21 protein-coding genes are annotated in these 25,342 nt (G+C 62.4%); 5 read left to right on the top strand and 16 right to left on the bottom strand.

All coding sequences use genetic code 11. The annotated features are described in order from the left end of the window. Positions 1–1,901: 1,901 nt before the first annotated feature. From ELQ88_RS20240 to ELQ88_RS20210, 7 genes are all read right to left on the bottom strand, one after another. Positions 1,902–2,564 (bottom strand): flavin reductase family protein, encoded by a 663-nt coding sequence (locus ELQ88_RS20240; RefSeq protein ID WP_138967291.1) that lies wholly within the window; start codon positions 2,562–2,564, stop codon positions 1,902–1,904. Positions 2,565–2,576: 12 nt separating this feature from the next. Next, positions 2,577–4,064, bottom strand: a complete 1,488-nt coding sequence (locus tag ELQ88_RS20235; protein WP_138967289.1) for an amidohydrolase family protein — start codon at positions 4,062–4,064, stop codon at positions 2,577–2,579. After that, entirely contained in the window at positions 4,061–5,257 is a 1,197-nt protein-coding gene (locus ELQ88_RS20230; protein WP_138967287.1) for an amidohydrolase family protein, read from the bottom strand. Before ELQ88_RS20230 ends, ELQ88_RS20235 begins: the two co-directional genes overlap by 4 nt. A 362-nt stretch (positions 5,258–5,619) precedes the next feature. Continuing rightward, a complete protein-coding gene (locus ELQ88_RS20225; protein ID WP_128872744.1) occupies positions 5,620–6,672 on the bottom strand; it encodes an extracellular solute-binding protein in 1,053 nt (350 codons plus the stop codon). 17 nt (positions 6,673–6,689) lie between these two features. After that, entirely contained in the window at positions 6,690–7,478 is a 789-nt protein-coding gene (locus ELQ88_RS20220) for an ABC transporter permease (RefSeq protein WP_128872743.1), read from the bottom strand. Then, complete coding sequence (locus tag ELQ88_RS20215; protein ID WP_138967286.1) at positions 7,475–8,392, bottom strand: ABC transporter permease; 918 nt, start codon at positions 8,390–8,392, stop codon at positions 7,475–7,477. Before ELQ88_RS20215 ends, ELQ88_RS20220 begins: the two co-directional genes overlap by 4 nt. Before the next feature lies 1 nt (position 8,393). Further along, positions 8,394–9,479 carry an ABC transporter ATP-binding protein gene (locus tag ELQ88_RS20210; protein WP_138967284.1) on the bottom strand — a complete coding sequence of 362 codons (1,086 nt, stop codon included), beginning with the start codon at positions 9,477–9,479 and terminating at the stop codon, positions 8,394–8,396. 141 nt (positions 9,480–9,620) lie between these two features. Between ELQ88_RS20210 and ELQ88_RS20205 the strand changes: the two genes are divergently transcribed. The 3 genes from ELQ88_RS20205 (at position 9,621) to ELQ88_RS20195 (ending at position 15,578) form a co-directional block, all read left to right on the top strand. After that, entirely contained in the window at positions 9,621–10,313 is a 693-nt protein-coding gene (locus ELQ88_RS20205) for a GntR family transcriptional regulator (RefSeq protein ID WP_138967282.1), read from the top strand. Positions 10,314–10,543: 230 nt separating this feature from the next. Then, complete coding sequence (locus ELQ88_RS20200) at positions 10,544–12,655, top strand: ATP-binding protein (protein ID WP_138967280.1); 2,112 nt, start codon at positions 10,544–10,546, stop codon at positions 12,653–12,655. Positions 12,656–12,944: 289 nt separating this feature from the next. Further along, entirely contained in the window at positions 12,945–15,578 is a 2,634-nt protein-coding gene (locus ELQ88_RS20195) for an excinuclease ABC subunit UvrA (RefSeq protein WP_138967278.1), read from the top strand. A 184-nt stretch (positions 15,579–15,762) separates the two neighbouring features. Here ELQ88_RS20195 and ELQ88_RS20190 read toward each other — a convergent pair whose 3' ends face one another. Genes ELQ88_RS20190 through ELQ88_RS20165 form a run of 6 tightly spaced genes read right to left on the bottom strand, consistent with a single transcriptional unit; the run spans position 15,763 to position 21,190 of the window. Next, the gene (locus ELQ88_RS20190; protein ID WP_138967276.1) at positions 15,763–17,706 is read right to left on the bottom strand and encodes a response regulator; all 1,944 of its coding nucleotides are present in this window, start codon (positions 17,704–17,706) and stop codon (positions 15,763–15,765) included. Further along, on the bottom strand, positions 17,696–18,571 hold the full coding sequence (locus tag ELQ88_RS20185; RefSeq protein WP_138967274.1) for an ATP-binding protein: 876 nt from the start codon (positions 18,569–18,571) through the stop codon (positions 17,696–17,698). Before ELQ88_RS20185 ends, ELQ88_RS20190 begins: the two co-directional genes overlap by 11 nt. Continuing rightward, positions 18,564–19,574: an ATP-binding protein gene (locus tag ELQ88_RS20180; protein WP_138969550.1), complete on the bottom strand. Its 1,011-nt coding sequence runs from the start codon at positions 19,572–19,574 to the stop codon at positions 18,564–18,566. Before ELQ88_RS20180 ends, ELQ88_RS20185 begins: the two co-directional genes overlap by 8 nt. After that, positions 19,571–19,975, bottom strand: coding sequence for an anti-sigma regulatory factor (locus ELQ88_RS20175; protein WP_128872736.1), 405 nt, complete (start codon positions 19,973–19,975; stop codon positions 19,571–19,573). Before ELQ88_RS20175 ends, ELQ88_RS20180 begins: the two co-directional genes overlap by 4 nt. Beyond that, positions 19,972–20,334 (bottom strand): STAS domain-containing protein, encoded by a 363-nt coding sequence (locus ELQ88_RS20170; protein ID WP_138967272.1) that lies wholly within the window; start codon positions 20,332–20,334, stop codon positions 19,972–19,974. Before ELQ88_RS20170 ends, ELQ88_RS20175 begins: the two co-directional genes overlap by 4 nt. Positions 20,335–20,338: 4 nt before the next feature. Then, complete coding sequence (locus tag ELQ88_RS20165; protein ID WP_138967270.1) at positions 20,339–21,190, bottom strand: STAS domain-containing protein; 852 nt, start codon at positions 21,188–21,190, stop codon at positions 20,339–20,341. Positions 21,191–21,532: 342 nt separating this feature from the next. Here ELQ88_RS20165 and ELQ88_RS20160 point away from each other — a divergent pair, with 342 nt between their 5' ends. Beyond that, on the top strand, positions 21,533–21,802 hold the full coding sequence (locus ELQ88_RS20160; protein WP_128872734.1) for a hypothetical protein: 270 nt from the start codon (positions 21,533–21,535) through the stop codon (positions 21,800–21,802). 158 nt (positions 21,803–21,960) lie between these two features. Here ELQ88_RS20160 and ELQ88_RS20155 read toward each other — a convergent pair whose 3' ends face one another. Then, entirely contained in the window at positions 21,961–22,482 is a 522-nt protein-coding gene (locus tag ELQ88_RS20155; RefSeq protein WP_138967268.1) for a DUF4142 domain-containing protein, read from the bottom strand. Positions 22,483–22,699: 217 nt separating this feature from the next. On the opposite strand from ELQ88_RS20155, the gene ELQ88_RS20150 reads away from it, so the two are divergent. Further along, positions 22,700–22,942 carry a DUF465 domain-containing protein gene (locus ELQ88_RS20150; protein WP_128872732.1) on the top strand — a complete coding sequence of 81 codons (243 nt, stop codon included), beginning with the start codon at positions 22,700–22,702 and terminating at the stop codon, positions 22,940–22,942. Positions 22,943–23,168: 226 nt separating this feature from the next. Here the strand turns inward: ELQ88_RS20150 and ELQ88_RS20145 are convergent, their stop codons facing one another. Then, on the bottom strand, positions 23,169–24,314 hold the full coding sequence (locus ELQ88_RS20145) for an SRPBCC family protein (protein WP_138967266.1): 1,146 nt from the start codon (positions 24,312–24,314) through the stop codon (positions 23,169–23,171). A gap of 110 nt (positions 24,315–24,424) precedes the next feature. Further along, positions 24,425–25,288 (bottom strand): LysR family transcriptional regulator, encoded by an 864-nt coding sequence (locus tag ELQ88_RS20140; RefSeq protein WP_138967264.1) that lies wholly within the window; start codon positions 25,286–25,288, stop codon positions 24,425–24,427. Positions 25,289–25,342: the final 54 nt, after the last annotated feature.

Raw genomic sequence — 25,342 nt, 5'->3', positions numbered from 1 at the left:
CGGCGAATGCGTCAGCACATCCAACATCTCTGTGGCTGACCTGCCGCTTTCGCCGGCAAGCCGGCTCCTACAGGACTTGCGGCAGACTTCGATCCCGAATACTTCCCCGATGGGTAGGAGCCGGCTTGCCGGCGAATGCGTCAGCACATCCAACAACTCTGTGACTGACCCACCGCTTTCGCCAGCAAGCCGGCTCCTACAGGACTTGCGGCAGACTTCGATCCCGAATACTTCCCCGATGGGTAGGAGCCGGCTTGCCGGCGAATGCGTCAGCACATTCAACATCTCTGTGGCTGACCCGCCGCCTTCGCCAGCAAGCCGGCTCCTACAGGACTTGCGGCAGACTTCGATCCCGAATACTTCCCCGATGGGTAGGAGCCGGCTTGCCGGCGAATGCGTCAGCACATTCAACATCTCTGCGGCTGACCCGCCGCCTTCGCCGGCAAGCCGGCTCCTACAGGACTTGCGGCAGACTTCGATCCCGAATACTTCCCCGATGGGTAGGAGCCGGCTTGCCGGCGAATGCGTCAGCACATCCAACATCTCTGTGGCTGACCCGCCGCCTTCGCCAGCAAGCCGGCTCCTACAGGACTTGCGGCAGACTTCGATCCCGAATACTTCCCCGATGGGTAGGAGCCGGCTTGCCGGCGAATGCGTCAGCACATTCAACATCTCTGTGGCTGACCCGCCGCCTTCGCCAGCAAGCCGGCTCCTACAGGACTTGCGGCAGACTTCGATCCCGAATACTTCCCCGATGGGTAGGAGCCGGCTTGCCGGCGAATGCGTCAGCACATCCAACAACTCTGCGGCTGACCCGCCGCCTTCGCCAGCAAGCCGGCTCCTACAGGACTTGCGGCAGACTTCGATCCCGAATACTTCCCCGATGGGTAGGAGCCGGCTTGCCGGCGAATGCGTCAGCACATCCAACAACTCTGTGACTGACCCACCGCTTTCGCCAGCAAGCCGGCTCCTACAGGACTTGCGGCAGACTTCGATCCCGAATACTTCCCCGATGGGTAGGAGCCGGCTTGCCGGCGAATGCGTCAGCACATCCAACAACTCTGCGGCTGACCCGCCGCCTTCGCCAGCAAGCCGGCTCCTACAGGACTTGCGGCAGACTTCGATCCCGAATACTTCCCCGATGGGTAGGAGCCGGCTTGCCGGCGAATGCGTCAGCACATCCAACAACTCTGCGGCTGACCCGCCGCCTTCGCCAGCAAGCCGGCTCCTACAGGACTTGCGGCAGACTTCGATCCCGAATACTTCCCCGATGGGTAGGAGCCGGCTTGCCGGCGAATGCGTCAGCACATTCAACATCTCTGCGGCTGACCCGCCGCCTTCGCCGGCAAGCCGGCTCCTACAGGACTTGCGGCAGACTTCGATCCCGAATACTTCCCCGATGGGTAGGAGCCGGCTTGCCGGCGAATGCGTCAGCACATCCAACAACTCTGTGGCTGACCTGCCGCCTTCGCCAGCAAGCCGGCTCCTACAGGACTTGCGGCAGACTTCGATCCCGAATACTTCCCCGATGGGTAGGAGCCGGCTTGCCGGCGAATGCGTCAGCACATCCAACAACTCTGCGGCTGACCCACCGCTTTCGCCAGCAAGCCGGCTCCTACAGGACTTGCGGCAGACTTCGATCCCGAATACTTCCCCGATGGGTAGGAGCCGGCTTGCCGGCGAATGCGTCAGCACATTCAACAACTCTGTGGCTGACCCACCGCTTTCGCCAGCAAGCCGGCTCCTACAGGACTTGCGGCAGACTTCGATCCCGAATACTTCCCCGATGGGTAGGAGCCGGCTTGCCGGCGAATGCGTCAGCACATTCAACAACTCTGTGGCTGACCTGCCGCTTTCGCCAGCAAGCCGGCTCCTACAGATCGTGGTCCTGATCTCGCGGATTATTTGGCCTCAGGCCAAAACCGCTGCCCACCCCCCGGCGCATCCGTCCACGCTTGCAGCGACCGGGTCGGCAAATCGAAATAATCACGGGTACGCGCATACCCATGGCCACCCATCCGGCCAATCGCATCGAGCCCCAGTTGATCGATATACAGGGTTTTTGGATCGATCAACTCATCCCGCACATGGGCCATCAGCACTTCACCAAAGATGATCTCCCGCGACTGGCCGATGGACAGCGCCATCATCCTGCGGCATTCCAGCGCCACGGGGGCTTCGCCGATCCTCGGGCATTTGACGGTCGTGCCAGCAATCGCGGTGAGGCCCGCGGCCGTCAGTTCGTCGAAGCCCGGGGCGAAGGGCACGGCGCAGACGTTCATGGCTTCCACCAGGGCATCGCTGACGATGTTCACGGTGAATTCCTGATTGAGCTGGATGTTGCGGGTGGTGTCCTTGGGGCTCTGGTCACCGTAGTTTTCCACGCCCAGTGCGAGGATCGGCGGATCGGCGGAGAGGGCGTTGAAGAAGCTGAACGGCGCAGCGTTGATCCGGCCTTCGCCGTCGATGGTGGTGACCAGGGCAATCGGCCGTGGCACCACGCTGCCGATCAGGATCTTGTATTTATCCCGCGCACTCAATGTGCTGAAGTCGAAGCTTTGCATGGGCAGAAATCTCTAGAGAAGTGGATCGATGGTGCTCAATGGCACCTGTGCGCTGTAGTCGTCGGCGAACGGGATGGCCGGTTGGAACAGGCCTCTCCAGTCGGGTTGGCCAAAAGCCCGGTCACTGTGGCTGCGCATCAGTTTTTCGAATTGGCGTTGCGCCTGGCGTTGCAGGGCGGGGTAGTCGACCCCTTGAACCTGGCCGTCTTGCATGACACAGCGGCCGTCGATGTAGCTGGCGATGCAGTCGTCACCGCGCCCGGCGAGCAGCAGGTTTTTCAGCGGATCGAACAGCGGTCCCAGGTGCAGGCCGCGCAGGCTGAACACCGTGATGTCGGCCTTGGCGCCCGGTGCCAGACGCCCGAGATCATCTCGGCCCAAGGCCCTGGCGCCGCCGAGGGTCGCGGCGTTGTACAGGTCCAGCGTGCTGGTCAGCGAGTTGCCGCCCTCCAGCAAGCGAGCGATGTTCAGGCCCTGGCGCATGTTCTCCAGCAAGTCCGCCGGCCAGGTGTCGGTACCCAGCGCGAAGTTGATGCCCTTGGCCCGATAGCGCCCGAAGGAATTCAGCGCCTCGCCATCCCGGGCAAACACCACCGGGCAATGCACCAGGCTGGCGCCGCCGTCCACGATGCGTTGCAGGTCGTCATCGCCGTGGGTGTAGAGGCCGTGGGGCAGCAGGCTGCGCGGGGTCAACAGCTCCAGTTGTTCCAGCCACGCCAGGGGCGAGACGCCGCGCAGTTGCTCGACCATCGCCACCTCGCCAAGCCCTTGGCAGCAGTGCAGACGCATCGGCGCATTCAGTTCCCGGCTCAGCGCGGCAGTGCGTTGCAGCAGCGCCGGGGTACAGGTCTGGATGCGATCCGGCAGCAGTGCGCCGCGAATCAGGTCGCCCTGGGCGCCGTCGAAGTCATGGAAAAACCGCGCGGCGGCCGCAAGTCCGGCCATCCCCCGGGCCTCGTCCCAGTGATGCCCGAGACTGGCATCGGCGCGCCAGTAACTCATGCCGCTCATGTAGCAGGGACCGAGGTAAGTGCGCAGCCCCAGCTCACCGGCGATCCCGGCCACCGCGGCAAATTCGTCGTAGGTCTCGGCCCACTCGCGGTAGTACATCGAGGTGATCGGCATGGCTGTGGTGATGCCGTTGCGGATCAGCTGAGTGAAGGCGTAGCGGTATTTGAAAATCTCTTCCTCCGCGGTGTAGCTCTCCCGCGGGCCGGCCGCCAGGTAGTCCTCGGACCACATTCGGCCCATGGCCCGCTCATCGCCGTTGTCGAGTGTCAGCACCGTGGAATCCAGATCCCCGAGCGCATCCAGATCGATGAAGCCCGGCCCGATCAAGGCATTGCCGTAATCGATCCACTGATCCACCGGCCCCGGATAATCGCGCCCGACAAACAGGATGCACGTGCCTTCGAACACCACTTCGCCGTCGCGCCACAGCACATGTCGCTGGCCATCGAAGCCGACGACACAGCTGGATTTCAGGCCGATGCGCTTCACAGACGACTGTCCAGTAAAGACCCGCCGGCGGCGATCAGCCTGCCTGCCCGATACACCTGGCGCACTGGCCGCGAGACCACGGCCTCACCCAGGGTTTGCACCGGCAGCAGCAGGAAGTCCGCCGCGTGGCCGATCTCCAGCCCGTAACCTTTACAGCCCAATGCCCGGGCGCCATTGACCGTCGCCGCCTCGAACGCCGCCGCCAGTTCCTCGTCCTTGCTCAAGTCGAAACGAAACGCCAGCAACATCGCCCGTTCCAGCATGTCGCCGTTGCCCATGGGCGACCAGGCGTCACGAATGCCGTCCGAACCCAGGCAGACGTTGACCCCGGCTTCGCGCAGGGCGAGGAACGGTGGCACCGCGCAGTCGGCGGGTGCCGAACTCATCAATGAAATATTCAGTGCCGCCAGACGGTCGGCCACGGGTTTGACCTGACTCCACGGCAACATCCCGAGGCAGTAAGCATGACTGATCATCACCCGACCCTGACGCGCGAAACGCTCGGTGTAGTCGGCGATCAGCGCGATCTGCCACAGGCCCAGTTCACCTTTGTCATGCAGGTGGATGTCGACGCCGCGATCGAACTCGCTGGCCAGCTTGAAGACGAAGTCGAGTTGGGCGATCGGGTCGTTGTCGATGCCGCAGGGGTCGAGGCCTCCGACGTTCTCCACGCCCAGGGCCATGGCTTCGCGCATCAGCTCGGCAGTGCCGGGGCGGCTGATCAGGCCGGTTTGGGGGAACACCACCAGTTGCAGGTCGATCAGGTCGCGGTAGGTTTCGCGCAGTTGCTGCATGGCGTCGACATGGCGCAGGCCGAAGTCGGGGTCGATATCGACGTGACAGCGCAGGGTCAGCGACCCGCGGGCGATGCAGTTTTCCAGCAGGGCGCCGGCCCGTCGGGCAATCGGGGCGTCGATTTCCCGCAGTACCCGGCGTTCGTTGGCGATGTAGTCCTTGAGGGTCGGGCCGGCGCTGTTGGGGCGCCAGGGCTGGCCCCAGAGGGTTTTATCGAGGTGGACGTGGCTTTCCACCAGGGCCGGGGTGAGGAGGTGGTTCTGGCCGTCGATGTCGGTGGCGGTCAGCGGTGCGCTGGTGGCCGGGCGCCGAGCTTTGAACAGGCCGTTTTCCAGAAGCAGGTCTTCGGCGGGGGCGCCGTAGGGGCGCACATTGCGCAGCCAGCGTGGGTGGGTCATTGCATACCTCGAATTGTGTAGTGTTTGGCCGGGCCTCTTCGCGAGCAAGCCCGCTCCCACAGGGGGTATGGGTTGAACAGAAAAAATGTGGACAACCCTGTCGACCTGCTCGCGAATTTTGTGTTGTATGGACGGGCCTCATCGCGAGCAAGCCCGCTCCTACAGGGGGTATGGGTTGAACAGAAAAAATGTGGACAACCCTGTCGACCTGCTCGCGAATTTTGTGTTGTCTGGACGGGCCTCTTCGCTGGCAAGCCAGCTCCTACAGGGGGCTCGGTTGGCACACCATTTTTGTTCCAGCACAAAAACCTGTGGGAGCGGGCTTGCCCGCGAAGGCCGCGACTCGGTTTCAAGCCTGGCACTTAACCCTTGAGCTTCGCCCAGATCCGGTCCTGCAACTCCCGCGCCTTGTTGCTGCACTCTTTCTCCGGGCGCAGGCGCGAGGCGAATTCATCCGGCATGTTGATGGCGTCCATCACCCGCCATTTGGCGTCGATCAAGGTGTCGCTCTGGATGCCGTTGGCGTAGGCGATGGCGTTGGACACGGCGGCGGCGTTTTCCGGTTTCATCATCCAGTCGATGAACACCTTCGCGTTGCCCGGGTGCGGCGCGCTTTTCGGTACGGCGAAGTTGTCCTGGAACATCGCCAGGCCTTCACGGGGATACACATACTTGATCGTGCTCTTCTGCAACGTGGCCCGAGCGGTGGAGCCGTTCCAGTTCTGCATCATGATCACTTCACCGGACGCCATGCGGTCGACGGTGTTGTCGGAGCTGTACATCTTCAGGAAGGGTTTCTGTTTTTGCAGCAGTTCCAGGATGCGCTTGGCGTCCTGCGGGTTTTCGCTGCATTCATCGACGTTCAGGTAATGGCTGGCGGCGTTGATCACGCTGCTGGAGGTGTCGAGGGCGGCGAGTTGGCCTTGCAGTTCCTTGCGCGGTTCGAAGAACTCTTTCCACGAGTCGTCCAGCTGGCCACCGGGCACTCGCGCGCTGTCATAGGAAAACCCGGTGGTGCCCCACAGGTACGGCGCCGAGAATTTGCGCCCGGGGTCGAAGCTCGGGTTGCGGAATGCCGGTTTGACGTACTGGAAGTTGGGCAGGCTCGAGGCATCGAATGCCAGCAGCAAGTCCTGCTTGATCAGGGTTTGCATGATCGACTGCGACGGCACGATCACGTCATACGCCGCGCCGCCGGCCTGCAACTTGGCCAGCAGGGTTTCGTTGCTGTCGTAGCCATCCATGGTGACCTTGATGCCGGTTTCCTTTTCGAACTTCGCCAGCAGTTCGACCGGGTAGTAGTCGGTCCAGTTGTAGAAGAACAGTTGCTTGGGCTCGGCGGCCTGTGCGAACACCGTGAAGCAACTCAGGGCAAGACCGGCAACAGCGAAACGCATGCTTTTTGTTTTTTTCATTAGAGAACGCTCCAGGCTCATTGGTGTTTGCCGCGCTGTCCCAGCCAGAAGGCCAGCACCACCAGCACGATGGAAATCAGCAGCATCAGGGTCGAGATCGCGTTGATCTCCGGGGTCACACCGGCCTTGATCGCCGAGAAGATGTACACCGGCAAGGTCGTGGAGCCCGGGCCGGCAACGAAGAAGGTCATGATGAAATCGTCGAGACTGACCACGAACGCCAGCACCGAACCCGACAACACCGCCGGCCACAGCAGCGGCAGGGTCACCCGGCGAAACACCTGCCAGGGGTTGGCGTACAGATCGTTCGCCGCCTCCAGCAGGCTCTTGTCCAGGTCGTTGAGCCGCGCGCGAATCGGCAGGTAGGCGAAGGGAATGCAGAAGCCGATGTGCGCGACGATCACTGTCAGCAAGCCCAACTTGATCCCCAGCGCCATGAACAGCAGCAGGGTCGCCACGGCGGTGACGATCTCCGGCAGGATCAGCGGCAGGTTGATCCCGCCCTCGACCATTTTCTGTCCATAGAACGGCCGGTAGGTCGCCAGCGCCGCCAGCAACGCTATGGCCGTGGCGCAGACCGTGGCGATGCTGGCGACGATGATCGAGTTCAGCGCCGCGGTCTGGATCGACGGGTTCGCCAGGATTCGTCCGTACCAGGCGAACGAAAACTCGGTCCACACCGTCGCCGAGCGGTTGGCGTTGAAGCTGTAAGCAATCAACACCAGGATCGGCAAGTACAGATAGGCCAGGATCAGCAGGCTGACTTCCCGGGTCAGGGGCAGTTTTTTCAGGTGCAGGGCGATCATGCGGTGGCTCCCCGGCGAAGTGTTTTGGCGGCGCGGCGGCTATAGAGGGCGTACAGCACCAGCGACAGCAGCAGAATCCCCAGCAGCAGGAACGACAGCGAACTGCCCAGCGGCCAGTTGCGCGCGGTGCCGAACTGCTGCTGGATCAGGTTGCCGATCATCAGGGTCTTGCCGCCGCCGAGAATCGCCGGGGTGATGAAGGCGCCAAGACTTGGCACGAACACCAGCAGCGCGCCGGCAATCACCCCAGGCATCGACAGCGGCAGGATGATCCGCTTCAGAGCGTGCCAGCGATTGGCGCCCAGGTCGTAGGCGGCTTCCACCAGGCGCCAGTCGAGTTTTTCCAGGGTCGAGTAGATCGGCAAAATCATGAACGGCAGGAAGCTGTAGACCAGCCCGACGCTGACCGCGAAGTCGTTGTAGAGCAGGGTGATGCCGCCGGCTTGCGGGAACAGCGCATTGAGGCTCTGGGCGACCCAGCCATGCTCGCGCAGGATGATCAGCCAGGCGTAGTTGCGGATCAGCAGGTTGGTCCAGAACGGAATGGTGATCAGCAACACCATGAGGTTGCGCCGACGCGGGGTCAGGCTCGACATCCACAGCGCCACCGGAAAACCGAACAGGAAACACAACACCGTGGTGCCGCCGGCCTGAAACACCGAGCGCAACAGCGCCTGGGCATACACCCAGTTGAGCTCCAGTTCACCGTCGAACCCTTCCTGGAAAAACAGTTGCACGTAGCTGTGCAATTGCCAGTCGGCCTGCCAGTCGACTCCGCCATAGACGTTGCGCGGCAGCAGGCTGATGTAGCCCATGATGCCGAGCGGAATGGCGATCAGCGCCAGCAAAGTCAGAACCACCGGGCTGAGCAACAGCGCGCGGTTGAGTGCGGGAGAAGTGCTGCTGACGCTCATCTCAGGCCTCCATCAACAGGCAGGCGTGGGGCGGCAGGTTGACCGCGACGCGATCACCGACCACCCGGCCGCGGTTCAGGCCTTCGTTGTTTTCGCGCAGCATGACCTTGATGTCGTTGTTCAAGCGGCACTGGTACAGGGTGGCGGTGCCGACATACAGCACCGCCTCGATCACCCCGCGCAGGTGGTGCGGTTGCGCCGGGTCGACCAGTTGCGAACGTTCCGGGCGGAACGCCAGTTGCACCCTGGCGCCGTCGAAACCTGGGGCCGGGCAGGGGATTTCCACCGGCATGCCACTGGGCACGAACAGGTTTTCATTGTGCTGGCCGCGCTTGAGATGGCCGGGCAGGAAATTGATGTCGCCGATGAACTGGGCGACGAACTGATGTTGCGGGCGTTCGTAGATGTCGTTGGGGGTGCCGATCTGCAGGATCTTGCCGGCGGACATCACCGCGATGCGATCGGACAGGGTCAGGGCTTCTTCCTGATCGTGGGTGACGAAAATGAAGGTGATCCCGGCTTCCTTCTGCACGCGCTTGAGTTCGACCTGCATTTCCTTGCGCAGCTTGAGGTCGAGGGCCGACAGCGGTTCGTCGAGCAGCAACACCCTGGGTTTTGGCGCCAGGGCCCGGGCCAGCGCCACGCGTTGCTGTTGACCACCGGACAGCTCGGCCGGTTTGCGCCGGGCCAGGTGTTGCATTTGCACCAGGGCCAGCATCTCATCGACGCGTGGTGTTATCTGCTCGCGATCAAGACCCTGCATCTCGAGGCCGAAGGCGATATTCTGCGCGACACTCATGTGCGGAAACAGCGCGTAGCTCTGGAACACCGTATTGACCCGACGCTTGAACGGCGGCAGGTCGTTGACCGGTTCGCCGGCGAGGCGGATCTCGCCCTCGCTGACATGCTCGAAGCCGGCGATCGTGCGCAGCAGGGTAGTCTTGCCACAGCCGGAAGGGCCGAGCAGGGTGAAGAACTCGTTGTCGGCGATGTCCACCGACACGTTGTCGAGGGCGGGAGCCAGCCCTGGATCGTCGGAATACCGCTTGGAGACGTTACGCACTTCAATCGCTACTGGATGACCCATAATGGTGCATTCCTCTAATTATTGTATGCAATATCTGGATGCAATCTACAAATAACCGGATTAATCTGCTCATGCAACCCCCTTTTTCAATGGCTGAGCATCGCCAGGGGCCGGTTGTCTAGCGCAAAAGGGAGGGTTCAGATGACCGAGAAGAAGCTGGAGACCACAGTCGACCGCGTCTACCAAGGGGTTTACGAGGCGATCAGCAGCCGTTCGTTGCGTCCGGGGATGAAGCTGGGCGAGGCGTCGCTGGCCGAACTTTTCAATGTCAGCCGGACGTCGGTTCGTGCCGCGCTCAAGCAACTGGAGGCCGATGGACTGGTCACCACCGAGCCCAACAAGGGGGCGTCGGTGTCATTGCCCAGTGACGAGGAGATCCGTTCGTTGTTCGAAACCCGGCGCCTGATCGAGATCGGCATCGTCAGCGAACTGTGCCGTCGGCGTGACACCGCAGTGGCCCGGGACCTGCGCGATCATTTGTTGCTCGAGGACGAAGCGCACCGCAGCGGCGATCATGAGCGGCTGATTCATCTGCTCGGCGAGTTCCACATCAAGCTCGCGCAAAGCCTGAACAACCCGGTGCTGCTGGACTGGTTCCGCAAACTGATTTCCCGTGCCTCGCTCTACGCCGCCGCGCTGGATGACGACAGCCACCAGGCCTGCCGCGATGACGAACACCTGCGTCTGATCGAGTACATCGAGGCCGGCAACCAGAGTGCGGCCATCGAATTGACCTGCCTGCATTTGAACGGCATCGAGAAGGCGATTCTCGACGTCGCCGCCACTTTGAAAACCGGCTACCACCCGCTCAAGCATTTGATCGAGGTCCTGTAGGAGCGAGCTTGCTCGCGAAGGACGCAAGGGCACCGCGTTTTTCCAGGCGGTACTCGTCATCGTTGACGTCCATCGCGAGCGAGCTTGCTCCTACAGGGGGTGAATCAGTGATACATCGATGAACCATGGGCGCCCCAGGCAGGCATTGAATCAGTGATACATCAATGAACCATTGTCGCGGCAAGTGCTCGAAGCAAACAGGTGCCATTCAGGGACAAAAGAGTCAGCCAATGCAGTTTCTAGACGATAGCCACGGATGTGCCGGCTGGAGCGGTGAAATGGCCGGGCGTATTCGTGCGTTCGACTGGAGCCTGACCGAGCTGGGGACGATGGACGCCTGGCCCGCAAGCCTGTGCAGCGCAGTGCAGTTGATGCTCGCTTCGCCACTGCCGATGGTGATGCTCTGGGGCCGCGCCGGTTACATGATCTATAACGATGGGTACTCGAAATTCGCCGGTGGTCGCCATCCTTACCTGTTGGGTGCCCCGGTGGAATTGGGCTGGCCGGAAGTGGCCGAGTTCAATCGGCACGTGGTCAACACCTGCCTGGCGGGCGGCACGTTGTCCTATCGCAATAAAGAGCTGGTGCTGCTGCGCGACGGGGTCCCCGAAGACGTCTGGCTGGACCTGTATTACAGCCCGGTGGCCGATGATGACGGCAAACCGGCCGGGGTCATGGCGATGGTGGTCGAGACCACTGATCACGTGATCTCCGAACGTCGCCGCCGCGCCGCCGAAGACGCCTATCGCGCCGACAACGAACGAGTGCGCCTGGCGCTCAATGCCGGTGCCTTGCTCGGCTCGTTCGTCTGGGACATCAAGGGCAATGTGCTGTCCGGCGACGAGCGCTTCGCCCGCACTTTTTCCTACCCGGCCGAGCAAAACCTGGCCGACCTGCCAACGGACATCGCCCAGGCACGGATCCATCCCGATGATCGCAGTTGGATTCAGGAACAAGTCAGTCAATCGGTGGCAACCGGCGACCCCTTCAACGCCGAATACCGGGTCCTGCGCGCCGATGGCAGTTATCTGTGGGTGCAGGCAAGCGGCTGCTGCGAGTTCAACGAGCTGGGCGAACCTTTCCGCTTTCCCGGGGTGTTGATCGACATCCATGAACGCAAGACGGCCGAGGAATCCTTGCTCAGGTTCACCCGCAACCTGGAGCAGCGCGTCGCCGATGAAGTGGAAGCGCGGCTGACGGCCGAAGAGCAATTGCGTCAATCGCAGAAACTCGAAGCCATCGGCGGCCTTACCGGCGGCGTGGCCCATGACTTCAACAACCTGTTGCAGGTGATCGCCGGCAACCTGCACTTGCTGGCGCGGCATGAACCGGACAATGCCAACGTGCAGCGCCGGGTCAGCGCCTCGATTGCCGCGGTCGAGCGCGGCGCCAAGCTGTCCTCGCAACTGTTGGCGTTTGCCCGCCGCCAGCCCTTGTCCCCGGCAGTCTGCGATCCACGACAGATTTTCGACGGCCTGGCTGAGCTGTTGCAGCGGGCCCTGGGGGAAACCATCCAGATCAGTGTGACGGCACCTGAAGATGCCTGGCATCTGCATGTGGATCGCAATCAGCTGGAAAACGCCATCCTCAACCTGGCGATCAATGCCCGTGACGCCATGCAGGGCGAAGGAACCATCGAGCTGAGTGCCGGCAATATCGCGCTCGACGCCCGGTTCTGCGCGGGCAAGGGCATTGTGCCCGGCGATTATGTCTGCGTTGCGGTGGCGGACAGCGGCGTCGGCATGTCACCCGAGGTGCTGGGGCATGCGTTCGAACCGTTTTACACCACCAAGGCCGATGGCCAGGGCACGGGGCTGGGCTTGAGCATGGTGTTCGGGTTCGTCAAGCAAAGCGGCGGGCATATCGACATGTCCAGTGTGCCGGGGCAGGGCACCCGGGTGCAGCTGTATTTCCCCCGTAGCCTGCGGCCGCTGCCCAGTGAATCAGCCTTGCATGATCCCCAACAGCCTGGCGGCAACGAAACCGTATTGGTGGTCGAGGATAACGAGGCGGTGCGCAGCGCGGCGGTCGAGTTGCTGCGCGAAGAGGGCTATCAAGTCCTGACCGCCGGGAACGGCGACACGGCCATGCAGATGTTGCTGGAAGGCGTGCCGGTGGACCTGATTTTCACCGATGTGGTCATGCCCGGACTGATCAAGAGTTCGGACCTGGCCGCCTGGGCCAAGGTGCAGACGCCGCCGGTGCCGATCCTGTTCACCTCCGGCCACACCCGTGACATCATTTCGCGCAATCACCAGCTCAGCCCCGACACGCATCTGCTGAGCAAACCTTATGGCCCCGAAGCGCTCAGCCAAATGGTCCGCGCGGTGCTCAACCGCTGAACACAGAACCCCCGGGTGAACACGTAACTGCTGAACACAAACCCCCCGGGTGAACACGTAACTGCTGAACACAAAACCCCCGGATGAACACAAAACGTGACGGCTGAACACAAAATCCCCGGATGAACACAAAACGTGACGGCTGAATACAAAACCCCTGTAGGAGCTGGCTTGCCAGCGAAGGCGTCCTCACAGTCAATAAAGATGTCGCCTGACACACCGCCTTCGCCAGCAAGCCGGCTCCTACAGGGGAGCCGCGTACATCCATACCATTCCATCGGGGCTACCCATGACTGACAAGCGCACCTCCAACCCCCCTTCCGGCATGGTCAGGGTGCGCGGCGCCCGGGAGCACAACCTCAAGAACGTCGACGTCGATATTCCCCGCGACGCCCTGGTGGTGTTCACCGGGGTCTCCGGTTCGGGCAAGTCCTCGCTGGCGTTCTCGACCCTCTACGCTGAAGCGCAACGCCGCTATTTCGAATCCGTGGCGCCTTATGCGCGGCGCCTGATCGACCAGGTCGGGGTGCCGGATGTCGACTCTATCGACGGCTTGCCACCCGCCGTGGCCTTGCAGCAGCAGCGGGGCACGCCGAGCACGCGGTCGTCGGTGGGCAGCGTGACCACGTTGTCGAGCCTGATCCGCATGCTGTATTCCCGGGCCGGGAGCTATCCGCCGGGACAGCCGATGCTGTACGCCGAAGACTTCTCGCCCAACACGCCACAGGGGGCGTGCGCGCAATGCCATGGTCTGGGCCGGGTGTACGAAGTCACCGAAGCCTTGATGGTCCCGGATCCGAGCCTGACCATCCGCCAGCGCGCCGTGGCCTCCTGGCCCATGGCCTGGCAGGGACAGAACCTGCGGGACATCCTGGTGACCCTGGGCTACGACGTCGATAAACCCTGGCGCGAACTGCCGAAAAAACAGCGCGACTGGATTCTGTTCACCGAAGAGACACCGACGGTGCCGGTGTACGCCGGGCTCACGCCGAAAGAAACCAGGGTCGCGCTCAAGCGCAACATGGAACCGAGTTACCAGGGCACCTTCACCGGCGCCCGGCGCTACATCCTGCACACCTTTACCCATTCGCAAAGTGCGCTGATGAAGAAGCGCGTGGCGCAATTCATGCTGGGCAGTCCTTGCCCGGTATGCGACGGCAAACGGCTCAAGCGCGAGGCGTTGTCGGTGACCTTTGCCGGTTACGACATCGGTGAACTGTCGCAGATGCCGTTGCTGCAAGTGGCCGAAGTGTTGAAGCCGGTGGCGGCGCACAGTTACCTCGAACAGGCCGATGAAGCGGGTGAAGTGTTGACGCATCTGCAGACCCGCGAGGCCCGCGAGCAGCGAGTGGCCCACGGTGCCAGCGGTCACGCGAACGCGCCGGACGTGCGCCACACGCCCAACCTGTCGGTGGAAAAACGCCTGGCCGCGCAGCGGATCGCCCAGGATTTGCTGGAACGGGTCAGCACCTTGACCGACCTTGGCCTCGGTTACCTGGCCCTGGAACGCAGCACGCCGACCTTGTCCTCCGGCGAGTTGCAGCGCCTGCGCCTGGCGACGCAATTGGGTTCGCAGTTGTTCGGCGTGATCTATGTGCTGGATGAGCCGTCGGCCGGTCTGCACCCGGCGGATGGCGAGGCACTGTTCGAAGCCCTGCAACGGCTCAAAGCCGCTGGCAACTCCTTGTTCGTGGTCGAGCATGACCTGGAAACCATGCGCCGCGCCGACTGGCTGATCGACGTTGGCCCGGAAGCGGGCGAACATGGTGGCCGGATCCTCTACAGCGGACCGCCGCCAGGGTTGGCCGACGTCTCTCACTCCCAGACTCGCGCCTACCTGTTCGCCGAACAGGTCAGCCAACCCCGGGTCAGTCGCCAGGCGAGCGACTGGCTGCGGCTGGAAGGCATCACCCGCAATAACCTGAATAACCTCGGCGTCGAGTTTCCGCTGGGCTGTTTCACCGCGGTGACCGGTGTGTCGGGTTCAGGCAAATCGAGCCTGGTCAGCCAGGCGTTGCTGGAGCTGGTGGGCGCGCATCTCGGGCGCCCGGCCAGTGACAGCGAGGCTGACGCGTTGAGCCTGGAGGACGATGCGCCACAGGTCAGCGGCGGCCAGGTCATCGGTGGCCTGGCGTCGATCAAGCGCCTGGTGCAGGTCGATCAGAAACCCATCGGCCGCACACCTCGCTCGAACCTGGCGACCTACACCGGGCTGTTCGACAACGTGCGCAAGCTCTACGCCGGCACGCCCCAAGCCCGGGCCGCAGGCTATGACGCCGGCCAATTCTCTTTCAATGTCGCCAAGGGACGTTGCGCGACGTGCGAAGGCGAAGGCTTTGTCAGCGTCGAGTTGCTGTTCATGCCCAGCGTCTACGCGCCGTGCCCGACCTGCCACGGTGCGCGCTACAACCCCGAGACCCTGGCGATCCTCTGGCAAGGTTTGAACATCGCCCAGGTGTTGCAGCTGACGGTGGACGAAGCGGTGGGGGTGTTCGCCGGGCAACCGGGGATCCGCCGCTCGCTGGAGGTGCTGCGCGATATCGGCCTGGGCTATCTGCGCCTCGGCCAGCCGGCGACCGAATTGTCCGGTGGCGAAGCCCAGCGGATCAAACTGGCGACCGAACTGCAACGCAACCAGCGGGGGGCGACCTTGTATGTGCTCGATGAGCCGACTACCGGCCTGCATCCACGGGACGTCGATCGCTTGCTCGAACAGTTGAATACGCTGGTGGCGGCGGGGCATACGGTGATCGTCGTCGAACATGAAATGCGCGTGGTGGCGCAGAGCGACTGGGTGATCGATATCGGCCCGGGGGCGGGGGATCAGGGTGGGAAAATCGTGGTGGCGGGGACGCCGCAGAAAGTGGCTAAAAGCAAAAAGAGCAAAACGGCGCCGTTTTTGGCCAGAGTGCTTGGGGTATGAGTTTGTATTGATTGTGCCGACGCCTGTAGGAGCCGGCTTGCTGGCGAAGGCGTCTGCATGGGCGCTGCAAGGTTCGAGGACGCCTTCGCTGGCAAGCCAGCGCCTACAGGGGATCTGTGTGGTACACAAATAATGGGAGCGACTGGTCCATTGTGGGAGCGGGCTTGCTCGCGAAGGCGATCTATCAGGCGCCGTCGAGTGTGCGCCGAACCTTATCCAGCAATTCATTGATCTGGAACGGCTTGACCAGCATCTCCATGCCATCCCCCAGAAACACCTGGCGGTTGATCGCGGTTTCGGCGTAACCGGTCATGAACAGGATCGGCAACTTTTCCCGCCAGCCTCGCGCCACATCGGCCAGTTCGCGCCCGCTCATGCGCGGCAGGCCGACGTCGGTCAGCAGCAGATCGATGGTCTCGTCGTTCTGCAAGCGCTCCAGAGCGCCCTCGATGTCGCCCACTTGCGTGCAGCGATAACCGGCATCCACCAGCACTTCGGCGACAAACATCCGCACCGACGGCATGTCTTCGACAATCAGCACATGTTCGCCGCAACCCTGTGGATCCACGCTGGAGGGCTGGTTTTCGCTCGCCAGGAGGTCGGCACTGGCGGGCAACATGATGGTGACTTCGGTGCCGCGCCGGGCCACGCTGCGGATGTGCGCATCGCCACCCGATTGCCGGGCGAAACCGTAGATGGTCGATAACCCGAGGCCGGTGCCCTGGCCCAGGGGCTTGGTGGTGAAGAACGGATCGAACACCTTGCCAATCACACTGTGGTCGATACCGGTGCCGTCATCGCGTACCGCCAGGGCCACATATGCGCCATCGGCCAGATTGGGGTCGCCGTGGGAAAAGGCCGCATAGGTGCTGACCCATACATTGCCGCCCTGGGGCAACGCATCGCGGGCGTTGATCACCAGGTTGAGCACGGCGCTTTCGAGCTGGATCGGGTCGACCAGGGCGATCGCCGGTTTAGAGGTCAATTCCAGTTTCAGCGCGATGCGCTCGCCGATGGTGCGCACCAACAGTTCCTCGAGAGAACGCACATGCTCGTTGATGTCCACGGGCCGGGTGTCGAGGGGTTGCTGACGCGCGAAGGCGAGCAGGCGATGAGTCAGGGAGGCGGCGCTCATGGCCGAACTCAAGGCCGCTTCGGCGTAGAACTGAACCTTGTCGGTGCGCGAGGCCGCGATGCGTTTCTGGATCAGCTCCAGGCTGGTGATGATGCCGGTGAGCAGATTGTTGAAGTCATGGGCGATGCCGCCCGTCAGCTTGCCCAGGGCATCCATCTTCTGCACTTGCAGCAACTGGGCTTCGGTGCGTGCGCGTTCGGCGACTTCCTTGGCCAATTGGGTGGTGGCGTCGTCCAGCCGGGCCAGGTGCGAGCGTTCGCGGTGCCGGTGTTCGGTGACATCCTCGACGAACACCAGGCTCAATTCCGGTGTGCGGTAGGGCGAAATCTGCCACTCGGTGTCGCGCACTTCGCCCTGGACCCGCATGGCCAGGGTGCCTTTCCAGCGCTCGCCATAGGCCAGGCGCAGGCGCAGTTCGTCGATGATCGCCTCCTGGTCTTCGGCAAAGCACTCGCGCAGGGCGTCCGGGTTGCGATTGTCCTGGATCATCTGCGCGAAGGCATGGTTGCATTCGTGAATTTTCAGCTCGGCGTCCAGCACGGCGATGGGCGCCGACACGTTGACAAAGATTTCCCGGAACCGCGCCTCGCTGTCACGCAGGGCGTTTTCGGTTTCCCGCACGCGCAGCAGGGTGCGCAGGGTGGCCAGCAACACGTCCGGGTCCACCGGGTGGATCAGGTAGGCATCGGCGCCGGCGTCCAGGCCGGTGATGATGTCCCCGGTCTGGATCGAAGCCGCCGACACGTGAATCACCGGCAGCAGCGCGGTAGCCGCCTCGGCGCGCAGTTTGCGCACGATGTCGAAGCCGCTCATGTCCGGCAGGTTGACGTCGAGGATCAACGCGTCGATGTTGACGCTGTCGATCAGCACCAGGCCTTCGCCGCCGGTGCCGGCTTCCAGCACCTCGTAGCCGTGGCGTTCCAGGCGCCGGCGCAGGGCGTAGCGGGTCGCGACATTGTCGTCGACGATCAGCAAGCGGATGTCACGTTTCATCGGCGGGCTCCATGGCGATGGCCAGCGGGATGATTACGAAAAAGGTCGAACCCTTGCCCGGCGTACTCTGGACCCCGACTTCGCCACCCAGCAACGCTGCGAAGCGTTTGCACAACGACAGTCCGAGCCCGGTTCCGCGAAGGCGTTTCTGCAAGGGGGAGTCCACCTGAGAGAAGTCTTCGAACAATGCGCCATGAAGCGCCGGGGCGATACCTATTCCGGTATCGCTGACGGCAAAGCGCACGCGGTCGCTGCCTTCCAGCCGGGCCGAGACGCGGACTTCGCCGCGAGTGGTGAACTTCAATGAATTGGCAATGAAGTTGCGCAGGATTTGCGCGAGTTTCTTGTCATCGGTATAGAGCCTTGGCAAGCCCACCGGCTCTTCGAAAATCAAGTCCACGGCACTGGCGTCGACAATGGGCCGGAACATGCCGCGCAAGGCGGCGAACAGGTCCAGCATGTCGAACCAGGCCGGGGAAATGGTGATGCGCCCGGCTTCGATCTTGGCCAGGTCCAGCAAGTCGTCGACCATGTCGCTCAGCTCCCGCGCAGCGACGCTGACGAAGGCCACTTGCTTGTGCTGCTCGGGGCTCAGGGGACCGTCGAGTTCATCGCTCAGCAGGCCGGTGATGCTCAGGATCGAGCCCAGTGGCGTGCGGAACTCATGGCTCATGTACGACAGGAATCGGCTTTTGAGGTCCGAGGCCTGGCGCAACTGTTCGGCCTGGGTGTCCAGTTCGGCGTACAACGCCAGCACCCCCTGGTTGGTTTCATCCAGTTCCTCGCGCAAGGCGCTGGCTTCGCCCTGTAATTGCGCGATCAGCGCGGCTTGTTCGTCAACCTGACTCATGGGTTTCTCAGCCATGGGTTGCCTCCAGAGCAATGACCAGTACCGTCACATCGTCCCGTCCACGGCAGAAGTCGCGGTGCAGGATGGCGGCAATCACGGCCGGATGGCGGTGCACCAGGCCGGGGTAATCCTGCAGGTTCCAACGGGACTGCAGGCCGTCGCTGTACAGGATCAATAGCTGACCGTTCACTTGAGCATAGTCAAAGGGTTGGGCCTTTCGATACTGGCCGCCGACGATGCCGGGGTGGGACGCCAGGCCGCGGGATTTGTCCGGGGCGATCAGGCTGCCACCGATGTTGCCGATACCGACGAATCGCAGGGCATTGCCGGTGCCGTCGAACTGGGCAATGGCCAGGGCTCCGCCACGGGTGCCGATCATGGCATGGTGGATGTCTTCGAGCAGCAACAGCGGCGACGCGAACGGCGACCGGGCAAAAACCTGCTCGCCGGCGCGGGCAGCGCGTTCGGCTTCTTCACCGTGACCGAGGCCGTCGATCACCAGGGCGCTGATGTGGGAGCCGTCAAACGCCAGGTGCCAGACATCGCCACAGGCGGGGTCGTCGTGCAGCGCATGCTGGCTGATGCCGATTCGTCGGTCCGGCGCCTTGTCACTGCGCGGATACAGCCGCGTCAGCAGCACGGCGCCTCGGGCGTCGGCATAGACATCAAACACCTCGGCCTGGCGCGACACCGCCCCCAGCCCGATGCCCTGGGTACCGCCGGTGGAAAAACCATCGGTCAGGCACGCGTGCACATCGAAGCCCTGGGCGCGGTCGACGGCGAGAATCTCGATCCCGACACCCGAGGCTCGCGGCAGGACCCTCAGGTGCAGTTCGCCGCGGGTGGCATGCTTGAGAATGTTGCTGGCAAGCTCGGTGGCCACCAGGGCCACTCGCCCGGCATCGGTAGCGTCGAAACCATGTTTTTCCGCCAGCTGCTGCGCTGTGCGTCGTGCATGACCGATCTGGCTGCTGTCTTCGATCGGCAGCACCTGGGTCATTGACCCGCCCATGTTCACGTCCATCGCGCGATCGTTATGCGAGTGCCTTTGCCGGGCGCGGTTTGCAGGTCGAATTCTTCCACCAGGCGCTTGGCGCCGGTCAGGCCCAGCCCCAGGCCGCTGCCGGAGGTCCAGCCGTCGGTCATCGCCAGCTTGATGTCGGGGATGCCCGGGCCTTCGTCGCGAAAGACCAGGCGCAAGCCGGTGCGTGAATTCTCGTCGAGAATCTGCCAGTCCATGTCACCGCCGCCGCCATAGACCATAGTGTTGCGCGCCAGCTCGCTGACGGCGGTCACCAGCTTGGTCAGGTCGATCAGGCGCATGCCGCATTCCTGGGCGAGCTTGCGCGCCAGTTGCCGGGCCAGCACCACGTCTTGCTCGATGTGAATCGGGTGAGTGCCGCTGCTGCGCACGGTCATTGCTCGCGTACTCGTGCCCGCAGCAGTTTCATCCCGCGCTCGACGTTCAGCGCCGTACTGACGCCGGGCAGGGTCAGGCCGAGCTCGACCAGGGTGATGGCCACCGCCGGCTGCATGCCGACCAGCACGGTCTGGGCGTCCATGATTTTCGACAGCCCGGAGATGGTGCCGATCATTCGGCCGATGAACGAGTCGACCATGTCCAGCGCCGAGATATCGATCAGCACGCCGCGGGCCGAGGTCCGGCTGATGCGCTCGGACAGGTCGTCCTGGAGGGTCAGGGCCAGTTGGTCATGCATGTCGACCTGGATGGTCACCAGCAGGAAGTCGCCCATTTGCAAGATAGGAATGCGCTCCATCGCCTCAGACCGCCTTGCTGACGGTGATTCCCAGGCGGGTCAGGGCCAGTTTCAGGGCGTCGGCCAGGTTGGCCTTGGTGACCACGCCTTGCAGGTCCAGCCCCAGGTGCACGATGGTCTGGGCGATCTGCGGCCGCACGCCGCTGATGATGCAATCGGCACCCATCAGGCGGATCGCGGTGACGGTCTTGAGCAGGTGCTGGGCCACCAGGGTGTCGACGGTCGGCACGCCGGTGATGTCGATGATGGCGATTTCCGAGCCGGTATCGACGATCCGCTGCAACAGCGATTCCATCACCACCTGGGTCCGTTGTGAGTCGAGGGTGCCGATCATCGGCAGCGCCAGCACGCCATCCCAGAGCTTGACCACCGGTGTCGACAATTCCAGCAGCTCTTCCTGCTGGCGCTTGATCACCGCTTCGCGGGACTTCTGGAACGTGCGGATGGTGTGCATGCCCAAGGCGTCGAGCAGTTCGGACACCTCCCAGAGCTGCTCGGCCAGCAGCGCGGGGCTGTCCTGGTAATGATTTTGCAGAAGCGCAAACATCGGGCCCTTGAGGGCGAAGATGAAACTGGCGGTCTGGTGCGAATCCTGGCCGAGCAGGGCCCGGCTATGGGAGAGTTTTTCGAGGAACTGGCGAATATCGTCCCAGCCGGAGGACGCGACGTTCTGGTCGTTGCCCCGTTCGAGGCCGGCAATGACCAGGCCCAGGAAGTCAGACGTATCCTGTTTCAGCGCTTGTTCTTTGAGGTTGCGGGTGGCGCCGCTGTTTTCGAGATTTTTCGACCAGTCGCCCAGCAGGTGGGCCCGGTTCGTTTTCATCGCATCGAGTGTGCTGGTTTGCAGTGCCGCCATGGGACTTTGACTCCTTGGAAAGTGTGGCCGATGCTCCAAATATTGATCGGCACAAATCAGTGACATTTGCCGTACATAATAGTTGTTCGTTTCTGACAGGTTTTTTCGATTTTCTGCACCTGGCCGCAGGCGCTGGCTTTGGTACGCGGGTGATCATGTAGGAGCTGGCCTGCCAGCGAAGGCGGCCTTGAGCCATGCAGCGCCCATGAAGACGCCTTCGCCAGCAAGCCGGCTCCTGCACAGGGCGGTGATCCATCCGATGGAACGTTGCTGGCTGGAAAGCCTCGAAATTACAGGGCCGATTGTTCAGGCCGCGCACTGGCAGTGACGAACGAGGTACTTATGAAAGACGAACCGATGACGCAGGAGCAGGACCAGACGGGGGCACCGGTCAAACGCAATGATCCGGCAATCGACCCGCAGACGCCGGCCGAACCGGGTGGGCAGCATCAGGGACAAACCGCGAAGCCGGAAAGTGCCGACCAGGCGGTCGACCAGAAGCACCGCCATACCGATAACGACAATGAATTCAGCCCCGGTTTCAAACCGAATCCGGACCGGCCCAAACCCAGCGATGACACCGATGCCGATATTGACACCGACGGCGGTTAGGTTGAAACGAACACCCAAAAAATGACCCCATCCATGGATGTATGGGGTCCACTGTAGGAGCGAGCTCGCTCGCGATGGTCGTCAACGATAACGCGCACTGTCTGGCTAACCGCGTCGCTGTTGAATCCATCGCGAGCAAGCTCGCTCCTACAGCTGCGTTATTTATTTGGATGAGCCGCCTGCAGTTTTTTCGCCATGTCCAGATGCTTTTCCAGGGCTGGCAGCATTTTTTGCGCAAACGCTTTCAGCTCCATACCGCCTTTGACTTTGTCGTCTGTCACGGTGTTGGCTTCTTTCTTGAACAGCTCGATGGTGTCTTGGTGGGCCTTGACCTGATTGTTGGCATAGGCTGCATCGAAGGATTCATCGCGCATGTCGAGGATTTTTTCCTTGGCCTGTTTCACCAGGGTCGTGCTGTCGGGCACCTCGATGTCATTCGCTTTAGCCAACGCCGCCAGTTCATCGTTCGCCTTGGAATGATCGGTGATCATCATGTTGGCGAATTCCTTGATGTCGGCCGATGAGCTTTTTTCCAGGGCCAGCCGGCTGGTTTCGATCTCGGCGATGCCGCCCGCGGCCGCGCTGTCGACGAAGTCATTGGAAGTGGCAGCGCAGGCTATGCCCATGCTGGTGCTCAAGGCAACGGCCAGAGTGAGGTGGCGCAGGGTAAATCCGTCCATTGGTTATTCTCCACACAGGTTTTCATGGGCGATCGATTGATCGTTATGCAGTGGAGGGCGACGGACGGCCAAAGGTTTTATCGCTTTACCGAAAGGACGACGAACGGACACCGCTGGTCTGATAGGCGGTCGACAGAACCCGTCAACCAAGGCCATTCTGATAGTTGGTGAACGCAATCGATCGCGTTTGCCACCGATCAACAAACGGAGGTGTTCCATGCCGGTGACCCATGACCTTTACCAGGACCTGAAACTATCAAAGGAAGAGATCCAGCAAAAACGCACCAAGGATCCGTTACTGGATTCACTGATCAACAAGTATTCGCAGGCGGACGCGGAAGTAGTGAAAGCCGAGACCGCCCAGTCTGACGCTCCCAGCGATGACGCACTGAAGAAACTCAAGGAGAAGCGCGTGCAGGTCAAGAACCAGATCGTTGACCGACTTCAGGCGCCGTCCTGACTCTCCGACCCCGCCACCGACGACCGGTGGCTGAAAAACTGGAACGGTGTTAAATACCGGCACCTCGAATGATCAGAGTCGAATCGACGGCTCATGCGAGGTGCCCCAATGACTGATTCTTCCAGGTGATAAAGCGCTCGTCTGAAACACGCTTTCGCGAGCAGGCTCGCTCCCACATTGATTTGTGGTGTCTGTTACAACCAGCCCCCTACATGTACGGTTGCACTTACGCGGCGACTCTTGTCGAGGCCAGGTGTTGCAGCGCCATGTCCCGCAAGGCCTGCAACGACGCGGCCGACTCACGATCGATGCGTCGCTTGAGCAACAGGCGATTGGCAATGCGCATCCCCAGGCCGCTGAATTGATAGTCCAGGGTGCGCACGAACCGCGTGCCGTCACCCTCGGCCACGCACTCGTACGTCACCACCAGCGACAGCCCGTTATCGCCCCGCGCCCAGGCGCTCCAGCGGCGTCCCGGCAAATACTCCTCCACCACCCAGCGCAAATGCCCCTCGCGTCCACCCGCCCGGATGTCTTCCTCGAACCGCGCCCCGGCATGCAACGGCCCGTCCGGGCCATCGATCTTGAGGGAGGAGGGGTGCCATTGCGGCCAACGGGTCACGGTGCTGGCATAGGCGAGCACGGCAATCGGATTGGCGGCAATGTCGATCTGATGCTGCATGCGGGTCATGGCGATTCTCGTCGAGTGCAGGGGGATCGGCTCCGGTTCCCAATAAAGGGTGCCGAACAGGTAGTCCATCAGGGGGAAAACGATATTGAAATTGCGCTCCTGCATCAGCTCGCGGCGGTGATGCAGTTCATGCAGGCGGCGCATCTGACGGATCCACGGCAGGCGGGTGAGCGGATTGCCCGGGGGCAGGTGTTCGCAGGCATGGAACACTTCATAGGTCAGGTAACCGAGGACCAGGCAACCAGCGGCCAACCCGCCGACGTTGGCATCGACGTGTGAGAGCAGCCACCAGAGGGGCAGGGCGATGACGACCGTGTGCACTACGATCAGCCAGGCCGGAAACAGAACCACTCGCCAGTCGCGGGGGCAGTCGCAGGTCATGTGGCCGGGGGTAAAAAAACTGTGATGGTCGCCGGCATGCCGGGCGTAGAACATCCGCGCGAAGTTTTTTTTGTGGTGGCCGAGGTGGCGATGTACCCCGTACACGCCAAAACTGAAGAACAACAAGGTCAGCGGCACCGCCAGCCACTGCAGCGGCTGGACCTGATGCACGGAACTCCAGAACCCGGCGATGGCGAATACCCCGAACAGCAGCACAAAGGCGCCATGCAGCCACGGATTATAGAGCGGATGGATCCCGGCGCGATATCGGCTGCGGAATGCTGCGGTGGTTTGCCTCACTGCGATTACCTGTGATTATTGTTATCAATAGCCAGCAGATTAGCCGATCCCGCGGTTTCGGCCGCGCGAACCTTGAGGCCACAAGCGCCATGCTCCGGTACAAGCGAGACTCAGGCCAGCGGGTTCCAGCGTTGCGACCAGTCATCGTCGGACTGGATGACCTCGCGCAATAGATCGAAGGCTCGCTGCAGGGTCGCCGAGTCGCGGTCGCGGGAGTAAACCAGATAGGTCGGATAACTGAATTCCGGGGCTTTCGGCACTTTTTCCAGGACGCCGCTTTCCAGGTAACTCTGGACGACCCGGGTACGGAAATAGCCGCTGCCGCCGTTTTCCAGGATGTACTGCAAGCCCAGTGGCCCGAGGTTGAAGCTTAAGGCGGCCCGGGCCTTTTCCGGCAGCGCGGCATCGTGCTGGCGACGGAAGTCCGGGCCCCAGTCGATGTACACGTAAGGATCGGGTCTCGCGGCGAGTCGTACCAGGACCAGCTTTTCTTCCAGGACCTGCTCGACTTGCAGGCGCGGCCAATATTCGGGCTGGTACACCAGCGCCGCATCGAGGACCCCCAGTTCCAGTTGGCGCAGCAGGTTCTCACCGTCACGGATTTCCATGCGCAGGGCATGCCCGGGAATCTTCTTGCGCAGTTCCCCGGCCCAGCGCAGCATCAGCGGGTTGCACAGACTGACTTCGCCACCGATGTGCAGCACGTCGTGGTAACCCTCGGGCAATGGCAGGTCCCGGCGTGCGGCTTCCCAGGTTTCGACCAATTGATTGGCATAGACCACAAAGGCCTCGCCGTTCGCAGTCAGGCGAGCGCCGGCGCGGTTGCGCACGAACAGCGTGCTGCCCAGCTGGCTCTCGAGCTTCTGCACGCGCGCGGTGATCGCGGTCTGGGTGACGTGAAGTTTTTCGGCCGCCGCGGCAAGGCTGCCGTGACGGACGATTTCCAGAAAGGTGCGAGCGAGATCGATGTCCATGGGCGGGCCGGTGCGGGAGGTGCGGGCATTGTAAGTGCAAGCGCAGCTCCTGCA

Origin of the sequence: Pseudomonas sp. MPC6, from assembly GCF_006094435.1 — a bacterium.
Taxonomy (GTDB): domain Bacteria; phylum Pseudomonadota; class Gammaproteobacteria; order Pseudomonadales; family Pseudomonadaceae; genus Aquipseudomonas.
Note: the sequence above shows the minus strand (reverse complement) of the source record. Positions and strands in the feature narration are given on the sequence as shown.